Source organism: Leucobacter insecticola, from assembly GCF_011382965.1.
GTDB classification, from domain to species: Bacteria; Actinomycetota; Actinomycetes; order Actinomycetales; family Microbacteriaceae; genus Leucobacter; species Leucobacter insecticola.
Genome location: NZ_CP049934.1, coordinates 51127 through 71079 on the forward strand (window position 1 = coordinate 51127; position 19953 = coordinate 71079).

The following is a 19953-nucleotide window of genomic DNA, read 5'->3' on the forward strand; positions in this document are numbered from 1 at the left end:
TGAGTTGACCGGTTTAGTGACCACCACCCATGACAGTCAGACCCTTCAGTAGCAATGCAACTTCGTCAGTGATAGCCGCGGGAATTTTGTGCTCGATGCCCTCAACCACGATCACCGCGTCTTTCACCGGAGCCAACACCTTTACGAACCGCTTAATCGAGACCCCGGTGACTTCCTGGATATGCCGCGATACCGCGATTGCACAAAACACGACCGTGAGATGCGCCTCGATCTTTTCCCGCTGTCGATGAAAAATTGGGCGAGCCCCTAGATCAGTCTTCGCCATCCGAAACGACGCTTCCACGTTGAAGAGCTGATGATACGCATCAATTACTGTCGTTGCTGAGGCTGTCAATATCGGCAGATTTGTCACATACCCCTTCACCCCGGCTCGCTGCTTCGCTGATTCCACGAGCGCCTCATCAATACTCTTCTTGGCATCCGTGATCTTCAAGAATCGGCCCTTCTTTACGGCACTCGTCCCCGCAACCACGTTGCGGGCCTTCTCGACTTGCTTCTCAATGTTGCGCAGATCGAGACGGGCACGCTTCTCGCGATACTGGTACACCACCCGACGTTGTCTGCGGGTCTCACCTCGACCAAACCACTGCTGCGATTCAAAGATTTGACCATCGTTCAGGATCCCGCCATCGTTCTGGAATTCGGCAATATCGTATGGAGTTTTCGCGATCCTCGACCCTACAATGAATGAGTAGCCGGCGTCCTCTAACGCGAGGAGGTTCGCGGCAGAAAGCATGCCCGCATCACACGCCACACTTACTGCCACGTCGGGGTGCTGTGCTCTGAACGCGTCAAGCACCGGCACCAGGGTGAGCGTCTCTGCTTTGTTCCCTCGAAGGAGTGCAATTGCAGGGGGAACCCCCGCTCATCAACGAGAAGACCAACCACAATTTGGGGTTCCAACCGGCGTTCTTTGGAGAGCCCCGGGATACGGTAGTCGTCTTCTTGTTCAACCTGGAAGAACAATGTCGTAACGTCATACAACACGAGGGTGAGTTGCTTGGTGCCACGAAACTCGACACACGCCTTCGAGAACTGGTCACGATAGTTCTCATCGGCAGCACGATTGAGGGAACGGTGAATGCCTGTGTTCGAAGGCGGGGTGAGCCCGAGTTCGTCAAGGATTCGGATGGTGTCGAGCTTTGAGGCGGGTTCGATGATGCGTGCGATCACCAGGTCACGGAACACGGCGTCATCGACGGCGGAAGCGAACCCGAGCTGCGCATATACGCCCGCGAGGGTGTCGTAGAGCAGTCGCGAGTATGCGCGTGCCAGCAGCGCAGTCGACGCGGGAGACGGGCAAGACCGAAGTCGAACTCACCTTGCCCGGCATCGCGCTCACGTTCACGGATGCGTTGTCTCGCGATATCGGTCAGGAGTGCCAAGTCGGTGTCAGTGTGCGCGGACCCGATGTGATCGATTCCGGTGACCTGTCGCCCCGTTTTGGTGACGATCTGAACCGCGGTCGCACCAGATTTCGTCTGAACTTTCCGAACGAATACTGACATGCGTTCAGCCTACATAGGGGCACGTTAGTAACCACATTCTCCGCAGAGACCCGCATAAAATCAACGTTCTCGCGTTCAAATCCCACAAAACCACCCCAAAGCGGTCAACTCAGGTGTCGGAGGGTGCCCCTATGTTGTTTGTCAAGCGGCGAGGGCGGTTTCTGATTGGGTTCGTGGCTGGTAGAGGCTGCCGGTTCTGATCATTGCGTGGAGGACGTCGCAGCGGCGCCTCGCCAGTGCGATGAGTGCTTGGTTATGGCGTTTGCCTTGCGCGATCTTCCGGTCGTAGTAGGCCCGTGATTCGGGATCTCGGAGCGCTGCAAACGCGGAAAGAAACATTGCACGTTTCAGGACCTTGTTGCCGCGCTTTGAGGGGTGTTCGCCGCGGATCGAGGTGCCGGATCGGCGGGTGACGGGCGCGAGCCCGGCGTAAGACGCGAGGTGCCCGGCCGTGGGGAAATGTTTCCCGACGATCTCGGTGAGGAGTCTGGCTGCGGTCCTGACGCCGACTCCCGGCATACTCGTCAGGACCGGGTGAAGAGGGTGCGCTTCCACGATCTTCTCAACCTCGGACGCGATATCGGTGCGTTGCTGGCGGAGTTCGCTGAGTTGCTTCGCGAGCCGTGGCAGCACGATACTCGCGGCGTTCGTGCCGGTGACCGTCACGGTCTGTTGATCGAGGGCGTCGAAGATCTCCTGCGCCCATGCCCCGCCCTTGCGCGGGGCACGCTTGAGGAGCCTGGCCGCGACGCGCTTCTGCCCGGCTCGGCGCAACTCACCCGGTGATGGGTAACGCTGCAGCACATCGAGGATCGCGGGATGATCCAGACGCGGCCCGAGTACCCGTTCCAGGGTGGGATGGATCTGGGTGAGGAGACCTCGAACGCGGTTGGAGACTTGCGTGATTTGCGCGGCAAGATCATCATCGAAGCCACACAGCATCGAGAGTTCCGCGATCTGCTCATCGGCGACTTTGATCGATCGCAGAGTTGAGGGCATCGTGCGGGCGGTCTCCGCGATGATGAACGCGTCCCGTGCGTCGGTCTTCGCTTCACCGGGGTGGAGGTCAGCGACGCGGCGCATCGTGAGGCCGGGGAGATACCCGACGAGCACACCATGCGCTTGCGCGACGGCGACGGGGAGCGCCCCGATCGTGGCGGGCTGGTCAACGACCAGCAGAGCGGGGCCGTGCTCAGCGAGTTGATCTAGCACCGATATGATCTTGGCTTCGGTGTTCGGGAGCGGCTTGTCGTAGAGCTTCTTCCCGTCGCGGGTGAGCGCGACCGCGTGATGCTCGCTCTTGCCGACATCGAGGCCGATGAAGACCGCGACGTCGTCGTAGTGCTCAATGCTGTTCAAGGGGTGTTCCTCCGTCCTGCTTGTATGTGTTCGGCAGTCAGGTGGCGGTAGGCGTCGGCATCCACGTTACGAACGACCCTGCCCCGATATGCGCGGCTGTGGTCTTGCCCCTATCAGCGATCACCGACCGCCAGACCGGAGGTCGGTGACAACACCCCCCAGATCATTGGTACGACAGGGGGCAACAATCATGCCGGCCCCGGCTGGCTGCCTCACTCCTCATCCTCGCGGATCAGGAGCTACGAACAAAGTAACGGGTGGGTACCATGAGACTCACTGGCCGAAGCAAGGAGAAAAGTGATGACGTCAAGCGTTTATCAGTATCCTGTCGCGATCTCGCGACGTGGTGAGGGTGAGGCGTCCGAGCGGCAGATTAGGCGCGCGGTCAAGTGGCTACTTGAACAATCAGGCCGATCTATCGTAGTGGTGACGCCACAGAAGCGCTTCGATAGCGACAGTCTTCAGCGATTGGTGGCCGCTCCCGGAGTGCTGCACCTCAGTTGGCGCGGACTTTCGACAGGATCACTTTCAGGACGCCGTGTGCTACACGCTTGGCCAGATCGCAAGCACCTGAACGAGCTGTGGGATGTTGACGCAGATGCACTTGTAGTCATCGAACTGAGTGAGAACGAGACAGCCGAGTGGATTGAGGACGCCAAGCCAGTTCATCTCCTTCAGAACGAGACCCTCCAGCGCGCTACCTCAGCAGAGGAAGACTCTGTGGAAGCTCGTGCGCTGCTACCGAATGGTGTTGAGGAAATTCTGGAGAACATCGCGAGCTGGGCGGCAGGCTACTCAACAGGTCTGAAATGGAACGAGGAAGACAAACTCAAAGCGGACATGATGAACAGGCCAGAACGATGGGCATCGATAACTATTGAGCAGGTGCGCGTTAAGTGCCGAGCGCTCGGTATGCGTCCGGATGACATCGACACGATTGCTGGGTTTGTTCAACGACGGAAAGAAGGGCGACGCTTCAACGTGCGGAGTTCATATCGGACCTTCCACTTCGGATAGGGACGCGTCATGACTGAAAGTCAAAAGCCGTCGCGATATCAAGAAATCAGCTCCCAAGCCCAGCAAATGCTGTCCCTTGGAGAGTCTGGTAGGTACGAGTTCAAGAGCAGCATCGACGCGGTGACTGTGAAGCTACTCGCCGCTTTGGCGAACTGGGTTGCTCTGGATCCAGAACGAGAGGTCGCCCATTTGCTGGTGGGCATCAAAGAGATTGAGGATGTGGCGACGGGCCTTGTCTGCGGCGAACCGTGCGGACTGCCGAGAGGGCTCGACAAGGCGGTGGCTCGCATCCAGGATCTCGCGAGCAAGACTCGCCCGGTACCGGTGGACGCCTTCATCGTCGAGGAGAATGTCTCGGGTGAAATGCCTTTTGTGCGGGTCGAACTGCGGCCGACTATGGCCCCCCACTTCGACGATGAAGGTCGACGCCAGACCCGCCAAGGGCGGTCCACCAGGGCGCTTACTGATGACGAGTTGTTGCGTGTTTACCTCGACCGAGAGGCCGGGAGCTTCGCTGCCCGGTTCCGGCAGACCAGCGATGAGCTTCGTTCCGCCGTAGGGGCGATTGGCGACCAGGTGGATGACGTGGCCGCGGCGATCGAAGACAACATCGCCGAGCCGATCCGAAGTTTGACTCTGACAGCAGAGTCGGCCGCTGACGCAGCTAGGTCAGCGGAGTCCTCTGCGGACTCTGCCAGCGCTTCTGCGATGAGTGCCGAATGGGAGGTCAGCCACGTCAATCAACTTGTTAAGGGTCTCCAACTTGCCGTTGAGGATATCCGCGACCAGACGTCAGAAGGCCATGCGTTTCATCTCGCCACTCTTCGCCGCAAAGTGTGGTGGAACTTCACGGTAGACACATATATGCACAATTCAAAGCTGGCCGATCAGCTCGAGCAGCGGCTTCGAGCGCTCCTCACCAGAGAAATTTCAATCGATGCAGTGCACAGTAGCTGGGAGAGAGGGCTGTGGGAAGACGTGCTCAAGGCTCGCACTACCGAAGGTCGGCAGAGCGGAACCCAGAAGTGGTGGCGCGCGATGTTGCAAACGCTCGAGGAGTGGATCGGTAGCCCGTCATATGCCGCCCCAGAGTTGCCTGACCTGCGCTCAGCACTCAAAGCGGACCTAGACCACGAGCTTGACGACCCTGAGAGCGTGACTCGAAGATTTGAAGATCTCGTAAGGGACTGATTACCTTGGGGGACTCGACACAGAGAATCTATGCCACTTCTTGGAAGTCGCCGCAAGCGCAAATCTTCCCAAAGCGTTGCAACTGAAACTTCCACCTATGAGGCGCACCTCATAGGTAGGCGTCGGAATTACCGATGTGGTCTAAGGCTCACGACTCCCCGGCGAGACCCCGGACGACTATCAACAGCCGGGACCAAACCGGGACCAGAACCATGCATTCCATGCCTTGCAGGAGGTGATTCGGACTTCAAAATCTGTCTAAACTTCCGCGAAACCAACGAAAATTCAGTTCCGGAGTACCTGGGGGTTAAATGGGTTAGCCCATCCTGGTTGGCCCGAACAACTGAATATCTATGCCACGGGCTGTGGCGCAGCTTGGTAGCGCACCTGACTGGGGGTCAAGTGGTCGCAGGTTCAAATCCTGCCAGCCCGACAGAAGAACACAGATGAGGTACTAATTCTCACTTGGGCTTCGCTGTTTCTGTGGTGGGTGCCCTGCTCGAGATCCATTTTCGAGAGCCTGTTTAGAACAGTTTACACTTTTCTTATGTAAAGTCTTCAAGAAAAGGCTTATTGAGATGGGTATTTATATTGAAAGGTATGAGCGTATTGGGACGCTCTGGGGTGTCCCTGAAGATATGGGTATTGACATCGCTCATCTTGAATCGTGGCGAGAAAAATTCGGTGACATCCCCGAGGCGCTTTTGGTTTACTACTCTACTTTCGGCACCCATCGAGAGCTCAATGAAACTCAAGACGCGCTGATTTTACCTGACAGTATTCCTTTCGGTTATCACAAGATGAAAGATGTCCCGGACACCGATCACCTGGTTTTCTACGTGGAGAACCAGTGGGCGTTGGGTTGGGGAATCGCGCCCGACCAGACGTCCGAGGTCGACCCGATCGTGGAGATATCCGAAGATGCTCAGGCCTGGTCGTCCACTGGCGAGACGGTGAGCGAGTTCCTCCTTGCGCAGGCGTACATGCAGCGAGTGATGAGTTTCGAATACACCACTGAAGAATTCTGGGATATCAGTGAAGATTTCCTCTCGCAACTCGAATCAAAGGTGCCGCTTGCACTGACCTCGAATCTCTATGAGGGTGTAAGTTTTTTTGGCGACGAGACTCAACTCGCGCTGGTCAGTGGCAGCATCGATAAGCGTCTTGTGTGGTTCGGATCAGACGACGAGGAAAACTTCAATGACCTGCGGGAATGGTCAAAACAGCATGGCCGGTGACGAGTTCTCAGGAAGCAGCCTCCACTCCGGACAACGGGGCCGCGACGCTGTCCGTGACAAGCGCCTTGGTTCACCATGGCTTGAGTGACGCGATCCCTTATTGATGCAGACACACTCAGGCACTATCGATTTGGCTCAATCGTTCAAGGCCAGATCGTTTGCCTCGATGTCGCAGTATGACATCATCTGCTTTGAGGTAACGTCCCACGGTGCTGGGAGCTACGCCCAACATGGCGCTCAGCTCTGCCAGAGTACTGCCGTCAAAGTAGAGCTTTCGGGCAAGTTCCATTTGCCTTGAGTCGAGTCCAGCTTGTTGGCGAGTCGATCCTGCTTTTCGGAGATGGCGCATGACCGTCTGACGGTGGAGCCCGACCGCAGCAGCGACCTGCCGGGTGTTCGATCCAGCGTTGTAGAGGGCAACCATGTCCGCCGCCACTTCTGGTGTGACCGAGTTTCGAACTGTCTCAACTGACTCAATAATGAGGTCTCTCGAGTCCGAAATTGCGGTGTTGTGGCGTCCTGATCTTGTCAGCGAGAACCGCTGTTTGCCTTGAGAAATCAACGTTCTCAGGGCGTGGGACGAGTTTCGAACATCATCCAGGCCGGGGCACCCAATGTTCGACGTTCGAACCCGCGACCTAGTGAACGAGGTCGAGGGCTTGTCGTCAGCTCCGTTCGCAGTTTGGCGTTCGCTCCAGACCTGTGCTTCCTGCTGGATGTCCTCATGGCGTCGGGCCTGAGCATGGGCGACCAGTGCTTTTTATCGCGGGTGCGGGTACCGGCAAGTCGATGACATTCGGTGAGGACGTGCTTGATGGTCTTGGGGTGCGTCTGTTGACGATGGATCGGCCGGGGATGGGCGGATCCACGCATGCTGAGGGACGCACTGTAGCCTCGACGGCTGCTGACTATCGGGCGTTCGTCGATGGGGTGCTCGGTGAGTCGGGCGCGAGGATTCCTGTGGTTGCCAACTCGCAGGGAGCGGTGTTCGGCCGCGCAATGGCATGCCTGTGCATGACACGGTCCTTGATACTGGTCTCACCCGCGGACGAGATCTCATACCCATCAAGTCTTTCCCCGAATGAATTCAACGTTCTCGCGTTCACAGCCCGTAAAAACACCTCAGAGCAGTCAACTCAGGAGGTAATCTGGGCGGTGTTGTGAACCACATTTAACGAGGTCAGGGTGAGTGGATGAGGAAGTCATCAATAAGCGGACTCTGGTGATGCACAGCACTCATCAAGACCAGTATGTCGGGTCGGGCAGTGACCTGGTGTTCTACGACCAGCCCTATGACACCGAGCAGTTGTCGAGCATCACCAACGTGCGCCTGTGGGCCCCAATCGGCAGCCCTATCGACCGCCTCCCGAAGATCATCACAGCGATGACGGGGCTCAAAGCCCTCCGGCTCGTGTCGGGGTGGGTCCTTCCCAGCGTCATCACGCAACTGCGGCAAGGCGATCTCCCCGAAAGCTTAGAAGAACTCTCCGTGAACATCAGCGAGCGGACCCTGGTGTGGCCAGACGTAGTGGTGCCGAAGCTGCAGACCCTCTACGTCGGCGAACCCTTCCGATTCAAGAACGAGAACTTCCCCGAACTCCGGGCGCTCTCCCTCTATCCGCAAAGGTCTCTGAACAATGTGCGACAGGCACTCGAGCTGCCACTGGAAGAACTGAATCTGTTAAATGTGCCCATCGGCGAGGAGGTCTTCCGCCTTCTCGAGCCGGCCGGACTTCGTCGACTCGGACTGCTTGGTGGGCGAACACTCACGTCGGTCACGGGGATCGGCGTGCTCCCGCAACTTGAATCACTGAGGTGGAAAAACCTCTCCGCCCTGGGCGACATCTCCGAACTGGCTGCTCTCCATCAACTCGAGATCCTGGACATTCAGTACTGCAAGAAGATTACCGGCATCACTGCCCTTAATGACCTTCCCCGGCTACGCGAAGTCACCCTTGTCGGGTGCGGGAACATCGGCCTCAACAGAATCGAAGCCAAATTGTCGACACTGGAACGGGCCGACACGGGCGCGACCACGTGACCGTCTCACGGTGCATCCGAACGGCAGAGGCGGCATCTCGGGTGCTTGCACCAGCTTCATAGAGATCAACCATGCTGACCACGTCATCTGGGGTGACCGCGTTTCGAACTGCCTCAACAACTGACCCTCACGAGTCCAAAATCACGGTATTCTGCCTATCCACCCGCGCCATGAGAAACCCCGCTCTAGCCCGTGAAATCAAGGCTTTCAAGGCACGGGACGAGATTCGAACATCATCCAGGCCCGGGCACTTTATTTGCAAAGTACGGCAGGCTCTTCGTGCAGCGCGCCAGCACGCAGGCGCGCCCTGCTAGCGTAACTGCGCTTCATTGCCGAGAGTGCGGTTCAGCCGCGAAAGTGCAGTTCCTTACCGCAACCTCGGCGATGAAATGCAACCTCGGCAGGGGGATTCGGCCTCGCTCTTACCGAGCCTGCACTTCACCTTCGAGCCCGCGGTTCCTGACGGCAAGCTCGACGGTGAAAGGTACGTTCGCTGAAGACCCGCGGCTACACCCTCGCTTGCGATGAGCCAATAGAGCGCACTCTCGTGAGGGCCAGCAGAACGTTGGCACGTCTCCCTGCCCGTAAGCCAAGGATCGAGGATCCAGAAGCGTGACAGCTTGAGACGAAGTCAGGGATCACTCCTCCTCGAGGATCACGACCTCTTCGTCGCGATCCCGGCGGCGCCTGGCGAGCAGGAAAAGCACCCCCAGTACCACGAGCACGACGGCAATGAGCGCCAGCGCTATCGGCAGCATCGCCCCGGTAATCGCGAGCGGAGTGCCCGGCTGCTGCGCACCGCTGAGCCGCACGCTGACACCAAAATCGAGCATGGTCGACGCCTCGTGCATCGCACGCGAACTCTCCGTTTCGGCGCCCATCACTACCCCCACGGTCACCGGAAGTTCACTCCCCCGCGGCACGGCGACCTCCGCGATCGCGACGGCCGTGTCACGAGCAAGATCCGCGTAGCGTGAGGTTCCGGTCACCCCTGCGACGTCCCAAAACACCAGCACGTCGTCGGGAAGTTCAAGGTTCTGCGCGCGTTCGGGCACCGTCACCCGTGGCGTCAGCACAATCTGCGCGGCGGCCTCCGACGGGCCCGAGTTGACCACAACCAGCGTGTGTTCGATGCGGTCGCCCGGGCTCATGACCCGGTCCCCCACGAAGGTCGCTTCCGCCGTCACATAAGGGCGCCCCGTCCAATCGAGGTGCAACGCATCATCTCCCCAGTGCGCTTCGATGGTTGCGGGGCCGTCGCGCTGGGGATCAAGCGCGGACACCCGTTCGGAGCCGGAGCGGATCCCGGGCTGAGCGCCTGGCTGTTCCACGCGCCCCACCTCCGAGGCCGCGATGTTGGACGTATCGGCCAGGATCGGCAGCGCTCCGGCCGCCGCGAGCGCCACCGCTCCGAGCAGCAAGACCACCAGGGTGAGTGCCCACGCGACGAGGCGCGCCTGCCGGGAGATCCCACCCGTGGCAGCGAGCACCACCGTCCGCGGATCTTGGCTCCTCGTGTGCACATTCGTTGGCATGTTCAGTCCTCTGTTCTCTGACCGACGGGCTCGTCGAGGGTCGAAGGATCGACGGCAAGGTGTCCGTGCGCTGGCCCCGCAGCCTGCGCCTCTGAGCTGGCAATCGCGTGGGCGAGCTCCCGCTCGCGCAGTTCCAGTTCGCGCTCACGCAACTGCAACTCTCTGGCAAACAACTCGCTATCGCGCCCGGATCCTGAGGCACCAGATCCTGCGACGCCCGACGCCTGTGCAGCTTGTCCAGGCTGCGGCGAGCGCCTCGGTGCCGTAATGACGGTGGTGCGTGGTTTACGCGTTGCGCCCCACCCGGCAGCCACCAACAGAACCACGACCACAGCGCCGAGCGCGAGCATCTGGTTCTCGCCCACCCACTGCCGCGCCCAGCCGAGTTTGGGTACACCGTACATAAACACGCCCCGCAGCTGCGCAGGCGAAACGGGATCGTCGACGGCGCTGTTGGCATCGCCCTGGGTGATGAGTCGGCAACGCGTCTGATCGTCAAAGTCGCCGATGGTCTTCGCAACCACGCGGTGCGTGATCAGCGTCGGATCGTTAGGCTCCGGAAAATACGTGACGATACTGCCGACCGAAACAGTGTCACAAACCTCGGTCTCCTGGACCCCCTTGACCACGACAACGTCGCCGGGTGAGAAGGTCGGTTCCATCGAACCCGAGAGCACCGTCAGAGAATCGCCGCCCATGAGCCTGGGCACGACAACCAACGCGAGCAGCACTGCAACAACGACGATCGCAAATGCCGCCCCGACGGCGCGCCCGATGATCTGCCAGGGTGAGTCCGCCCAGTGACTCACGCTGCGAGCGCGTGAGCGCGCCCTGCTGCGGCGCGGCTGTCGCTCACTACTCATATTTCTTGCGCTCTCTGTGCACTGGGGTTTCAACTCGCTGGCTTGGTCAACCGGCGGGGCTCGCTCACCCGGCGGGGGCTCGTGGGAGGGGGTACCGTTAGGGGACGGTACCCCCGGGGTGATACCGCGACAAGCGCGACATCATCTTCTGGGGTCTTGAGGGGGGTTGCCCCAGAAGTCTGAGTAAACGGTTGCGCCGGCAGGTGTGTCATACACAACACTTGGAGTGCTTGATTTCGACTCGCCTGCGGCTCGCTCAATCGGCGGACGCTAACGCCTGACGGCGGGCATCGTCACCTACCGGCGCGACCGTCCTACTTGAACTGCTTGCCGGTGTCACGCACCTGCGAGAGCGAAACCTTCATTTCCGACAGCACATCAGCTGCGGTGACATCGGTGCGCTCGGTCACGGTGACGTCGCCAGGCTTGTAGCCGAAGTCGCCGTTCGCGTACTCCTCATCGGTCTTCTGGTAGAAGGATGCGTAGATGACGACGTTGAGCTGCTCGTTGATCGTCGGCATGCCAAAAACAGCCTTCTGAGCTTCGACTCCGCCGACTGCCGGAGCGTCGCCGAGGACGCCGTGGGTGTGATCCTCGAGGCCCGCAGCCTGTCCGTCGGCCGTGGCCGAGAGGTAGAGCAGCGGCGCATCGGCGACCTCGGGCAGCTTCGTCTCGGTGACGAGCAACTTGTTGCCGTAGTAGATCTCGTAGCTGTAGTTCATGCCCGTGATCGCGGAGGAGAGCTTGTCGAGGCCGTCGATACCGACGCGTGCGACAAGGTTGTCACCGTCGAGTGTCACGTCCGCCTCGAACGACGCCGCAAGCTTGTCACCGGGGCGATCCGCCAGGTGTTCACGTCGGTGATCTGGTGACCCTTCTGCGAACCATCGGTGTTGCCAACGGTCTCGGTCGCGTCGGCGCGGTCGCCGGAAACGTCCCAGAACGTGGTGTCGTTCTTCGTCGTGATGTTCAGGTCACCGGCGGTGATCGTTCCGCCCGAGAATACGTCGTTTGCCGACCATAGCGCGAAGGTCGAGCCGCCGGCCAACAGTGCGGCCGCACCAGCAGCAACCCAGATCAGCCCCTTGCGGCGGCGCTTCTCTTCGGTGACGACCACGATCTGATCGTTGTCAAGGTGTTCCATTTTTCTCCTCATTCATGTTGGTGATGGTCGGGGTCAGTGTGAGCACAACATCGGGCTCCCCGGACGGATCCGGGTAAATATCGGCGGACCACTCGCTGTGCGCGCGCGCCTCGCTGAGATCTTCAGCGGTGGCCTCGGCGAGCGCCTTGTTGCGGTAGACGCCCAGGCGCTCAAGCGCGGGCGGATAGCCGACGGCAACGTGCCAGGCATCCGTCGCACCGTTCTGGCTGCCGTCTTCTGCGGTGGCGAGAGCCTGCACAGAGTTGACGTAGCGGCCGTCAGGCACACTGTTCCAGTTCAGGGCGACGCACCATTCCTGCTCGGTTTCTTGGCCGTCGAGGGCGGCACCGGGCTCCTGCAGCACCGCGTCTTCGGCGCCAAAGAGGTAAACATTCTTGGGTGTTTCGCCCTCGCCAAGCTCCGGTGTCGCCGGGACCGCTGAGCAGTCGCCACCCGCGGCGGCGCGATACACCTTGAGCGTGGATCGTTCCAGCACCGTGTCGGGCTGAGCGATCCCGTTACTCAGATCGTGCGACCCGTCCTGAGTGCGTTGCTCCGTCACCGCAACGTCGTAGTTCAGCCCGGTGATGCCGAGCGCCGTCCCGCTCGCAGTAAATCGCCAAATCACGGGTTCAGCATCGATCGCCGTCTGCTCAAGCACCTCGATCACTTTCGAACCGGGCAGGGTGACTGACACCGCCGCGCCGTTCTGGGAGATCTGTCGGCTTGACTCATCCTTGGCGACCGCGGCAGAAAACCGGACAACCCCGAGCTTGAAACTGGGCACCGCGACGTCGGTGCGCGCACTCCACAGGGCGCTCGCAACGACGGCGATCCCGGTGAGCGCAGCGACCGCGCCCGTGATCATCACGAGTCTGGTCGAGCGTTTCATCACGCATCACCCGCTTCGGTAAATCCCGGGCCCTCGCGCACCTGCTCAAGACTGATGTTGACGCCGCCCATGACCCACTGGCGCAGATCGAGCATCGGCTCAGCATCGGTCCAGCGGTAGTCGGCGGTTACCTTAACGGTCACCACCACCTGCCACTGTGCGGTGACACCATCGTTGCTGCTCACGAGGCCGCGCACATCCACAGTTTCTCCCAGCTCGGCTTCGCCGGCCTCGGGTGCTGCCTGCTCACCCGCCTGGTTTTCAACGCGGTAGCTCGCCGCGATCACACCATCGGCGATGTCCTTGTCCGCACCGGATCCTGCGCTGACGAGAAGTTTGGCGTTCAGGTTGTCACCGCGCAGGGTGGTGGTGATCGGGATCCGGATCTCGATGACATCTCCCGGCATCGTCACGAAACCGTCAGTGCCGTCCGCCAGGGCGCCCGAGGCAGGCTGCGTAACTCCGGGCGTGATCTGGGTCCAGGATCCTTCGCCATAGACGAGGTTGAGGTCGCCCGCGGTGACACGGCCGCCCACGAACGAGGTATTCGCCCCCACAGCGCCGCAGCGAGCGTGGCCGCCGAGAGCACGCCCACACCGGCGAGGATGGAACTCGCGATCAGCTTGTTGCGGTAACTCATACGGCGCAGCGGGTTCGCGGGGACCTGCCGCCGCCTCCGCTCCCGCATCAGGGACCCTCCACGGTCGTATCAACCGGGATCAGCACGCTGCACGCCGAAAGCATCACACTCTCCCCCACCGGCAGCGTTGGGACCACACCGATGATGCCGCCTTCGCCGAGACGTGTGTCACTGTCGGTGACGGTGACGTCGCTGAGGATCGTCTCCCACGCATCACGCGAGGTATTGGTGACGGTGTACACGAAGCAGACTGGCTGCGCGTCGGTTAGGCGTTCACCCTTCAGTGCTTCCGTTCCCGTCGCCATAATGCTTTCCGGGGACGAGGAATCTGAGACGCTCACGAAGGCGCGCTTCGTGATGGAGATCGACGGGTCCACCGAGAACAGCCGCACGAGGAGCGAGTCAACCACGAGTCCGTCGTAGTTCGTGTCCGTGGAGCTCACCGTGTGCGCAAACACTGCCGGAGTGTTCGCCTCCACCTCTGAGGCTTCGGCGGTCACACGAACCTTGTTCGACTGCGTTTCCCCGGCTTTCACGACAGGGCTGTTCGTCGACAGCGAGACCTTATTGGTGACGGTGGCTTCGTCGCCGGTGGCTTCGAAGTTCAGATCCGCCGTGGGATCCGGAGCGCCCGCGGTGATCTTGAACCGGTAGTCCTTACCGCTCGGCTCACCGGCCACCAGGGTGAACGATTTCGGGCTCAACCGCACCGGGTTGTGGAAGGTCACGGAGGGGTCAACGCTTGCCGCAGGATCACGGTTCGTCAATCCGCCGGTGCTGCGCACCTTCTCAGCGGCGATCCCCAGCTGAACGGTCGCGGAATCATCGACACGGGCGATCACCGTAAACTCACGGTTCGCGCTGCCTGGCACCGGTTCCGCCGAAATGTTGCGCGGGTTCAGCCGGTCCGCATCAATCGTCTCGGCGACAGCAGCCGCGCTGATATCGACCGCCGGGAGCACCGACTCTGGCCGCAAGGGCACCGACGAGGTCACCGTGTAGTGCAGGTCCCTGGCGAGGGTCGGGTCGTTCTGATCCTGAGCCTGGTTGATCGTGATCTCGGGCCTGCAACTGCCGCTGATGCCGACGATGCGCGAGTACTGTGACGACTGCCCCGACTCCGAGGCGATCGTCTGCACACGGATGTACCCCTTCGCGGCACCCGTCTGCGCGTCAACGATCGTCGCCTTGTCGCTCTGACCGACAACGGTGGAGGGGAAGCTTTGTTCGCCCACGGGTAGGTTCAGGATCAGCGTGCCCGATTTCCCGGTTATCTCAGACGCGCGACCGAGATAGATTTCGGCAGTGCGATCCTGTGTCCAGTACACGTCGAGGTCGACGGTATCTGCGGGGAAGGGCCCTTCGGTGGGAGCCTGCACGGGCACGGTCGCGACACACACGGGGATGTCTTCGGCCAGCGGCGAGTCCACCTGCGCGGCACCCTCCGGCGCGTCCTCGGTCAGGACCTTCGCGTCGGCGGAGGGATACCAAGTCCGCACGCGGCCGTTTGCGTTGGCTGAGTTGGCGAGCATCGTGCCAGACCCCGCGTAGCTCTCTTCCGCGATCGCCGGGCGTCCCTGGCTCACCGAGCGAGCTCCAAACGTGTTCTTCTCGACGGTGACGTCACCCGTGTTGCTGAGAAAGATCGAGTTGGCGTTGTAGCCGTTGAAATAGTTGTTCGAAATACGGAGCGTGCCGCCGCCTGCGGGCTGCCCCGACAGCGTGTCACCGCCCCAGGTCACCGCGTAGGGTTGACCGCCGGCGGCACGCACGATCTGATTGTTCTCGATGACGTTGGTGCCGTTGATCGGTCCAAAGGGGAGCGAGATAAATGCCTGATACCAGGCTCCGCCATTGCCCTGAACGTTGATGAAATCGTTGCCCGAAATGTTGATGTCGGAGGCTCTCACGCTTCCCGAGTAGGTGCCGTTCGAGGAGAACGGGAACGCATCCTGGTTCGTCAGGTTCGAAACGAACGAGTCTTTGAAGGTGAATCCTTTGAGCTCCGTATTCTGGTTCTGCGGGTAGAAACGGAGGATGTGCGTGCGGCAACCCGAGCCGTCCCACGCGTTGCACTGTCCGCCAGAGGTGTAGGTGATGTCGACGTTGTCGACCACAAGGTTCTCTGTGGCTATGCTCGAATTGTTTGTCATGTTGTTGACGTAGAACAGCGCGGAGTTGCCCGAGGGGTAGAAACCCTGCAGCTGATAGTTGCGCACGCTCGTGTTCTTCGCTCCCTCGCGAATCACCAGAAACGCTTCGGGGTAGTAGTTCTTGTTCGTAACAGTCGAGCCGCCATCAATGGTGAAGCCGTTGGATTTGGGGCCAGCCACGAATGAGCTTCGCCCCGCCAAGATCTGGGTCATGTTGCGAAGCTCGACATCAGAACCGTTGACATAGAAGATTGCGGTGATCGTGTCGACGGACGACACGATTGACACCTGATTCTTCAGGTCAATTTTCACGGGCGCGGTCACCGCAAAATGAGCGCCGTAGTCGAAGGAGCTGATAACGCTGTTTTCCATCCGAGCTGAGGCCGAGTTCGTCGGATTGATGTTTCCGTTGAGCCAGTCGGCCACCGTGATCGTGACCTGACCCTTCGGCAGGTTCAGCGCATTCGAGGTCTCGATGGCCGCGCGCAGCGTGCACCCGCCCGACACGGCCTTACAGACGCCACCATTCGCGTTGATACTGCGAGCGTTCGCCGTCCCGTCGAGCGAGTCGACCACAAAGGTGTAGCTCACTGCCTGCGCCGCGCTGACCATGACGAGCGATCCCGCAACAAGGGCGCAGGCCACAGTCGCAGCCGCGATCAGGCGGCCCCGGTAGTGCCGCCATGCCGAACGCAAGACGCCCCGTAGTGTCACATCTGCATGCGAGCCTCTGCCCCGCTTCATCGCCACTCCCCCTCGTTTGCTGTGTCGATCTCTTCGATACAGCCGAGGCTAGGCGCGACTCAGAGGCGCCGCGGGGCAACTGGGTAGTTCTGCAACAAAACTGAGTAGTTCAGGGCCTCAGTTTGCAGTTTCACGGCAGGCTAATGTCCCCGGCTGTGAGTCCGATACGAAGCCACTCAATCGCTTCACCACGTTTCGACACCCCCAGCTTGGACTTGATGTTGTGCACGTGGTTCTCGACGGTGCGGACACTGATGGAGAGGTGCCGGTGGATCTCCTGACTGGTCAGGCCCTGCACCAACAGCTCAGCAACTTCTCGCTCTCGATCGGTGAGACGAGTCACCACGGATTCGCTGTGACCCGTTTCGTGCACCCCGGGCTCGAGGGATTCGATGAACATCGCCCCCTCGTGCTCAAAGCTGCTCGCCCTCTCATCCTCCCCCGCACGACGCAGCAGGCGAACGACCTCTTCACAAGCGCGCACGGTTTGTTCGACCCTGCCGGTGCGGCCCAGTCGGGGCAGGAGCGCAATGAGAGCTTCGACGTCTGCGCTCTCGCGGGCCACCACAAAGTCAAAGTAAGCGGTGAGGAAATCGCTCTGCACCGTTGCCACCCATGACTCCATGACGCGGAGTCGTTCTTCGTCGAAGCACAGATCCAGCGAGCGGGCGCCGCTGAGGATCGCCGTCGCGACCACACCGTGCTGGTGCAGCGTGAGCGCGCTTGTCCAGCAGGCCTGCGCTGCCTCCTCGAGTTCCCCGGTAATCGCCGCGATACGCGCCCTGCCCCAGTCCTGATAGATTCGCCGCATCACTCCGCCGGGAAGCCGCAGCCTGGCGACCTCATCGATCAGCCGCTGCACCTCAGCGGTGCTCCGCGCGGAGGTGATCGCGAAGATCATCGCCCCCAGATAGTCGGTTCGCGGAATCAGCGGCGGCCCCCGAGCGCGTCAAAGAGTTCGCGAAGATGCATGATCTCCTCGCGCCGTCCGCGCACCATGAGCAGCAGCGTCAGAAGATGCGTGTGCTCGCGCAGTGCAGCCTCGTCGAGCTCGCTCTTTGCGCGTTCGAAGCCGCGGCAGGCGATCTCGAAGGCGCGATCGAACTCCCCGAGAAGCAGCGCGACGAACCCAGAGAGCACGTCTCGAATGTGGTCAACGTCCTCGTCCGAGCCGAGCACAATATGATCCAGAGCCGCCGCCGCGAGCTCCGGCTGCCCCTGCACCAGGTGCACCACGGCGAGCGCATGACAGATCACCGGAACGGCTTCCTCCGGCGCGTCCGCTTCGAGCTGCAACACCTCAACGGCATCGCTCGGGATCTGCGCCAGGTCAACCAGCATCTCGATGCGGGTCGCTGTCAGCATCTGCCGATAGGCGGCCGGAACGCCGGGATCAGTCAGGACGCTCTCGGCGCGTGCAAGGTCTCCGAGGCAGTAGGCGAGAAGCCAGGCCTTCCAGCGAATCAACTCGGCCAGGTGGTAGTCGGATCCTGTCGCCGCTTCACCCGCGGCAATCACCGTCAGGATCTCAAGTGGATCCGCCCGCTCGTCAACGAGGGCCATCGTGTACCGCAGCGCATTCTCGCGGCTTGCTTGATCCTGAAACGCGGTCGCCGCATCTTCCATCTCGACCCGCCGGTTTCTCGCAAGCAGACTCAGGAACGACGGGGCGAGTGGCGCGATGCGGGTGCGGGTGCGGTAGCGAGCCGGCTGCGCGGCACGGGGTTCGAGCACCGGTGACGGCGTCTCCGCGGTTCCGGGAAGACCCTGCCGCGTCTGTGTGGTCGTGTGTGTGAGCATTTCTTGGAGCAACGGCGGATTGATCGACATCCACCTGCGGTTTTGAGAGTGGTGGATCACCACGATCCCGCGTCGCTCCAGCCGGTCGAGGGTCGCGTCACCGATGAAACGCTCGGCATCGCAGGCATCAATCACACCGGCCTCTGCGAGTGTTTCAAGCCCCTGCATCTCGTCCAACTCAAGCTGCTCGGTGTAGCGCATCATGAGGGGGATCAGCGCGTCACTCCAGAGATTGTCCTTTGCGCACCACTCACCGTCGGAAAACTGCAGCCTGCCCTCGATCCGGGCCGTCTCGCAGATCGCCACCGCAAGCGCGATGAGTCCGCCGGATTTCGCGTAGACCCGACCGAGCGTTGCCGCGTTGATCGGAGCCCCCAGTTTCGCGTGCAGGGTGGTGCGCAGGGTCTCAAGCGACAGCGTCGGCAGGGTGACCAGGATCACCGAACTGTCTTCGAGGAGGCGCGGCTGAGCCTGAGGCGACAGCGCGATTACGTTCACTCTCGCCTGCTGCCGGTACATCGTCAGCAGGGAACGCAGCGCGGGCGTCAGCGTCTGCGGGCTCTCCGCGATCAGCACCAGCGCCTTGTTTCCCACCGTGCGGACCAGCCGTGACACGGCAGACCCGGTCGATAGAGCGCGCGAATTGGCGAGCTGACGATTCCCCGCAGGATCCTCGCCCACCAAGAACTGGCTAAAGGCGCTGGGGATCGAATTCTGCTCGCCCGTGCGCGGAAGAAACACCACCTCGGCGCCGCTCTCCTCAAGGCTCGCCTGAAGAGACCGCAGAAACCACGAGCCCCCGTTACCAGGGGGTGAGACGACGTTCACGTCGAAACCCGACCGCAAATACTCCGCGACTCGATTCACCAGCCCGGTTCGTTCCTGAATTACACCGTCAACCATTACTGTCGCCTCCAAGTTTGGTATCGATCGCGACGCCAGCTCCGGCCATGCACAGCAGGAACGCAGGCAGCATCAGAGCTGCGTGCGGCGGTTCCGGATATCTCCCCCACGATGTATCCGCACAGTCGCCGCGTGCCGGACCCCTCGTCCGGACGACACAATCTTGCCGTGCAGTCTACCCCCGCAGCTTGAGCACCCTCTGGGCATGCTCTGAGTTGACACTGGGCTTTTTCTGTTCAGGCGAAATTTTCTCTCTTCGACGGGTAAAGAACGGTCTCAATTGCAAAAATACACTTTTACAACGGAACCAGTTGCGATATACTCATTTCGCAAGCGTTCTCGTGCTTTAGAGTGCGGCCATCGGGCCCTCCGCGAGGCTGACGCAACTGGAGAGATACCCGTGACCTACCCAGGCCACAAGCTCGGCGATCCCACGCCCGCACAGCATCCCCGCTACTTTCAGAAACGGCCACTCGCGCGCCGCATTCTGTTCGTCGTCGGCTACGAGGGGCTGAGCGTGCTCTTCACCGTGGTCGTATTGAGCGCGCTCCTCGGACACGGCGGCGGAACCTCAACTCTCACGGCGATCCTCGTATCGACCGTGGCCACCGGCTGGAACTATATCTGGAACACCGCGTTTGAAGCGTTGGAACGCAAGCGCGGAGCGAGCGGTCGCGGCGCAGGATCCCGAGCCATGCACGCAATCGGTTACGAGGGCGGAGTACTCCTCTTCACCATCCCACTGGTCGCGATCATGCTGGGCGTGAATCTCCTCGAGGCGTTTGCGATCGAGGGCGGCCTGCTCGTGTTCTTCCTCGTGTTCACCGTGGTCTACACGTGGATCTTCGATCGCGCCTTCGGGCTTCCGGCGTCAGCCACCCCGGTGCAGCAACTCGCGTAGGGA

The 19953-nt window shown here is 60.9% G+C and carries 16 protein-coding genes, 1 tRNA gene and 1 pseudogene; 7 read left to right on the forward strand and 11 right to left on the reverse strand.

The features are described from left to right. Window positions 1-13: 13 nt before the first annotated feature. Window positions 14-1529, reverse strand: a pseudogene (locus tag G7067_RS15060) (IS1634 family transposase). A gap of 141 nt (window positions 1530-1670) precedes the next feature. Beyond that, window positions 1671-2879, reverse strand: coding sequence for an IS110 family RNA-guided transposase (locus tag G7067_RS00245; protein WP_166325516.1), 1209 nt, complete (start codon window positions 2877-2879; stop codon window positions 1671-1673). A gap of 309 nt (window positions 2880-3188) precedes the next feature. Here G7067_RS00245 and G7067_RS00250 point away from each other — a divergent pair, with 309 nt between their 5' ends. From G7067_RS00250 to G7067_RS00275, 6 genes are all read left to right on the forward strand, one after another. Then, the gene (locus G7067_RS00250; protein ID WP_166321158.1) at window positions 3189-3905 is read left to right on the forward strand and encodes a hypothetical protein; all 717 of its coding nucleotides are present in this window, start codon (window positions 3189-3191) and stop codon (window positions 3903-3905) included. 9 nt (window positions 3906-3914) lie between these two features. Then, the gene (locus G7067_RS00255; RefSeq protein WP_166321160.1) at window positions 3915-5096 is read left to right on the forward strand and encodes an AlbA family DNA-binding domain-containing protein; all 1182 of its coding nucleotides are present in this window, start codon (window positions 3915-3917) and stop codon (window positions 5094-5096) included. A 359-nt stretch (window positions 5097-5455) separates the two neighbouring features. Further along, window positions 5456-5529: transfer RNA gene (locus tag G7067_RS00260), tRNA-Pro, on the forward strand. A 145-nt stretch (window positions 5530-5674) separates the two neighbouring features. Then, entirely contained in the window at window positions 5675-6334 is a 660-nt protein-coding gene (locus G7067_RS00265) for a hypothetical protein (protein WP_166321162.1), read from the forward strand. A gap of 753 nt (window positions 6335-7087) precedes the next feature. Further along, entirely contained in the window at window positions 7088-7498 is a 411-nt protein-coding gene (locus G7067_RS00270; protein WP_166321164.1) for an alpha/beta fold hydrolase, read from the forward strand. 61 nt (window positions 7499-7559) lie between these two features. Continuing rightward, window positions 7560-8375, forward strand: coding sequence for a leucine-rich repeat domain-containing protein (locus tag G7067_RS00275; RefSeq protein ID WP_166321166.1), 816 nt, complete (start codon window positions 7560-7562; stop codon window positions 8373-8375). Window positions 8376-9013: 638 nt separating this feature from the next. Here the strand turns inward: G7067_RS00275 and G7067_RS00280 are convergent. The 9 genes from G7067_RS00280 to G7067_RS00320 all read right to left on the reverse strand — a co-directional run bounded on the left by G7067_RS00280 (window position 9014) and on the right by G7067_RS00320 (window position 19049). After that, window positions 9014-9910, reverse strand: a complete 897-nt coding sequence (locus G7067_RS00280; protein ID WP_166321168.1) for a hypothetical protein — start codon at window positions 9908-9910, stop codon at window positions 9014-9016. Between the two features lie 2 nt (window positions 9911-9912). Further along, a complete protein-coding gene (locus G7067_RS00285; protein ID WP_166321170.1) occupies window positions 9913-10719 on the reverse strand; it encodes a signal peptidase I in 807 nt (268 codons plus the stop codon). Window positions 10720-11087: 368 nt separating this feature from the next. Then, the gene (locus tag G7067_RS00290) at window positions 11088-11573 is read right to left on the reverse strand and encodes a hypothetical protein (protein WP_166321172.1); all 486 of its coding nucleotides are present in this window, start codon (window positions 11571-11573) and stop codon (window positions 11088-11090) included. Further along, window positions 11570-11917 carry a SipW-dependent-type signal peptide-containing protein gene (locus G7067_RS00295; protein ID WP_166321174.1) on the reverse strand — a complete coding sequence of 116 codons (348 nt, stop codon included), beginning with the start codon at window positions 11915-11917 and terminating at the stop codon, window positions 11570-11572. The genes G7067_RS00290 and G7067_RS00295 overlap by 4 nt, the downstream gene beginning before the upstream one ends. Beyond that, window positions 11904-12809, reverse strand: a complete 906-nt coding sequence (locus G7067_RS00300) for a hypothetical protein (RefSeq protein ID WP_166321176.1) — start codon at window positions 12807-12809, stop codon at window positions 11904-11906. The genes G7067_RS00295 and G7067_RS00300 overlap by 14 nt, the downstream gene beginning before the upstream one ends. Next, window positions 12809-13366: a hypothetical protein gene (locus G7067_RS00305; protein WP_166321178.1), complete on the reverse strand. Its 558-nt coding sequence runs from the start codon at window positions 13364-13366 to the stop codon at window positions 12809-12811. Before G7067_RS00305 ends, G7067_RS00300 begins: the two co-directional genes overlap by 1 nt. 130 nt (window positions 13367-13496) lie before the next feature. Beyond that, on the reverse strand, window positions 13497-16298 hold the full coding sequence (locus G7067_RS00310; RefSeq protein ID WP_166321180.1) for a hypothetical protein: 2802 nt from the start codon (window positions 16296-16298) through the stop codon (window positions 13497-13499). 178 nt (window positions 16299-16476) lie between these two features. Next, window positions 16477-17247 (reverse strand): helix-turn-helix transcriptional regulator, encoded by a 771-nt coding sequence (locus G7067_RS13880; protein WP_166321182.1) that lies wholly within the window; start codon window positions 17245-17247, stop codon window positions 16477-16479. A 26-nt stretch (window positions 17248-17273) separates the two neighbouring features. After that, window positions 17274-19049: a hypothetical protein gene (locus G7067_RS00320; protein WP_166321184.1), complete on the reverse strand. Its 1776-nt coding sequence runs from the start codon at window positions 19047-19049 to the stop codon at window positions 17274-17276. 400 nt (window positions 19050-19449) lie between these two features. On the opposite strand from G7067_RS00320, the gene G7067_RS00325 reads away from it, so the two are divergent. Beyond that, a complete protein-coding gene (locus tag G7067_RS00325) occupies window positions 19450-19950 on the forward strand; it encodes a PACE efflux transporter (protein WP_166321186.1) in 501 nt (166 codons plus the stop codon). Window positions 19951-19953: the final 3 nt, after the last annotated feature.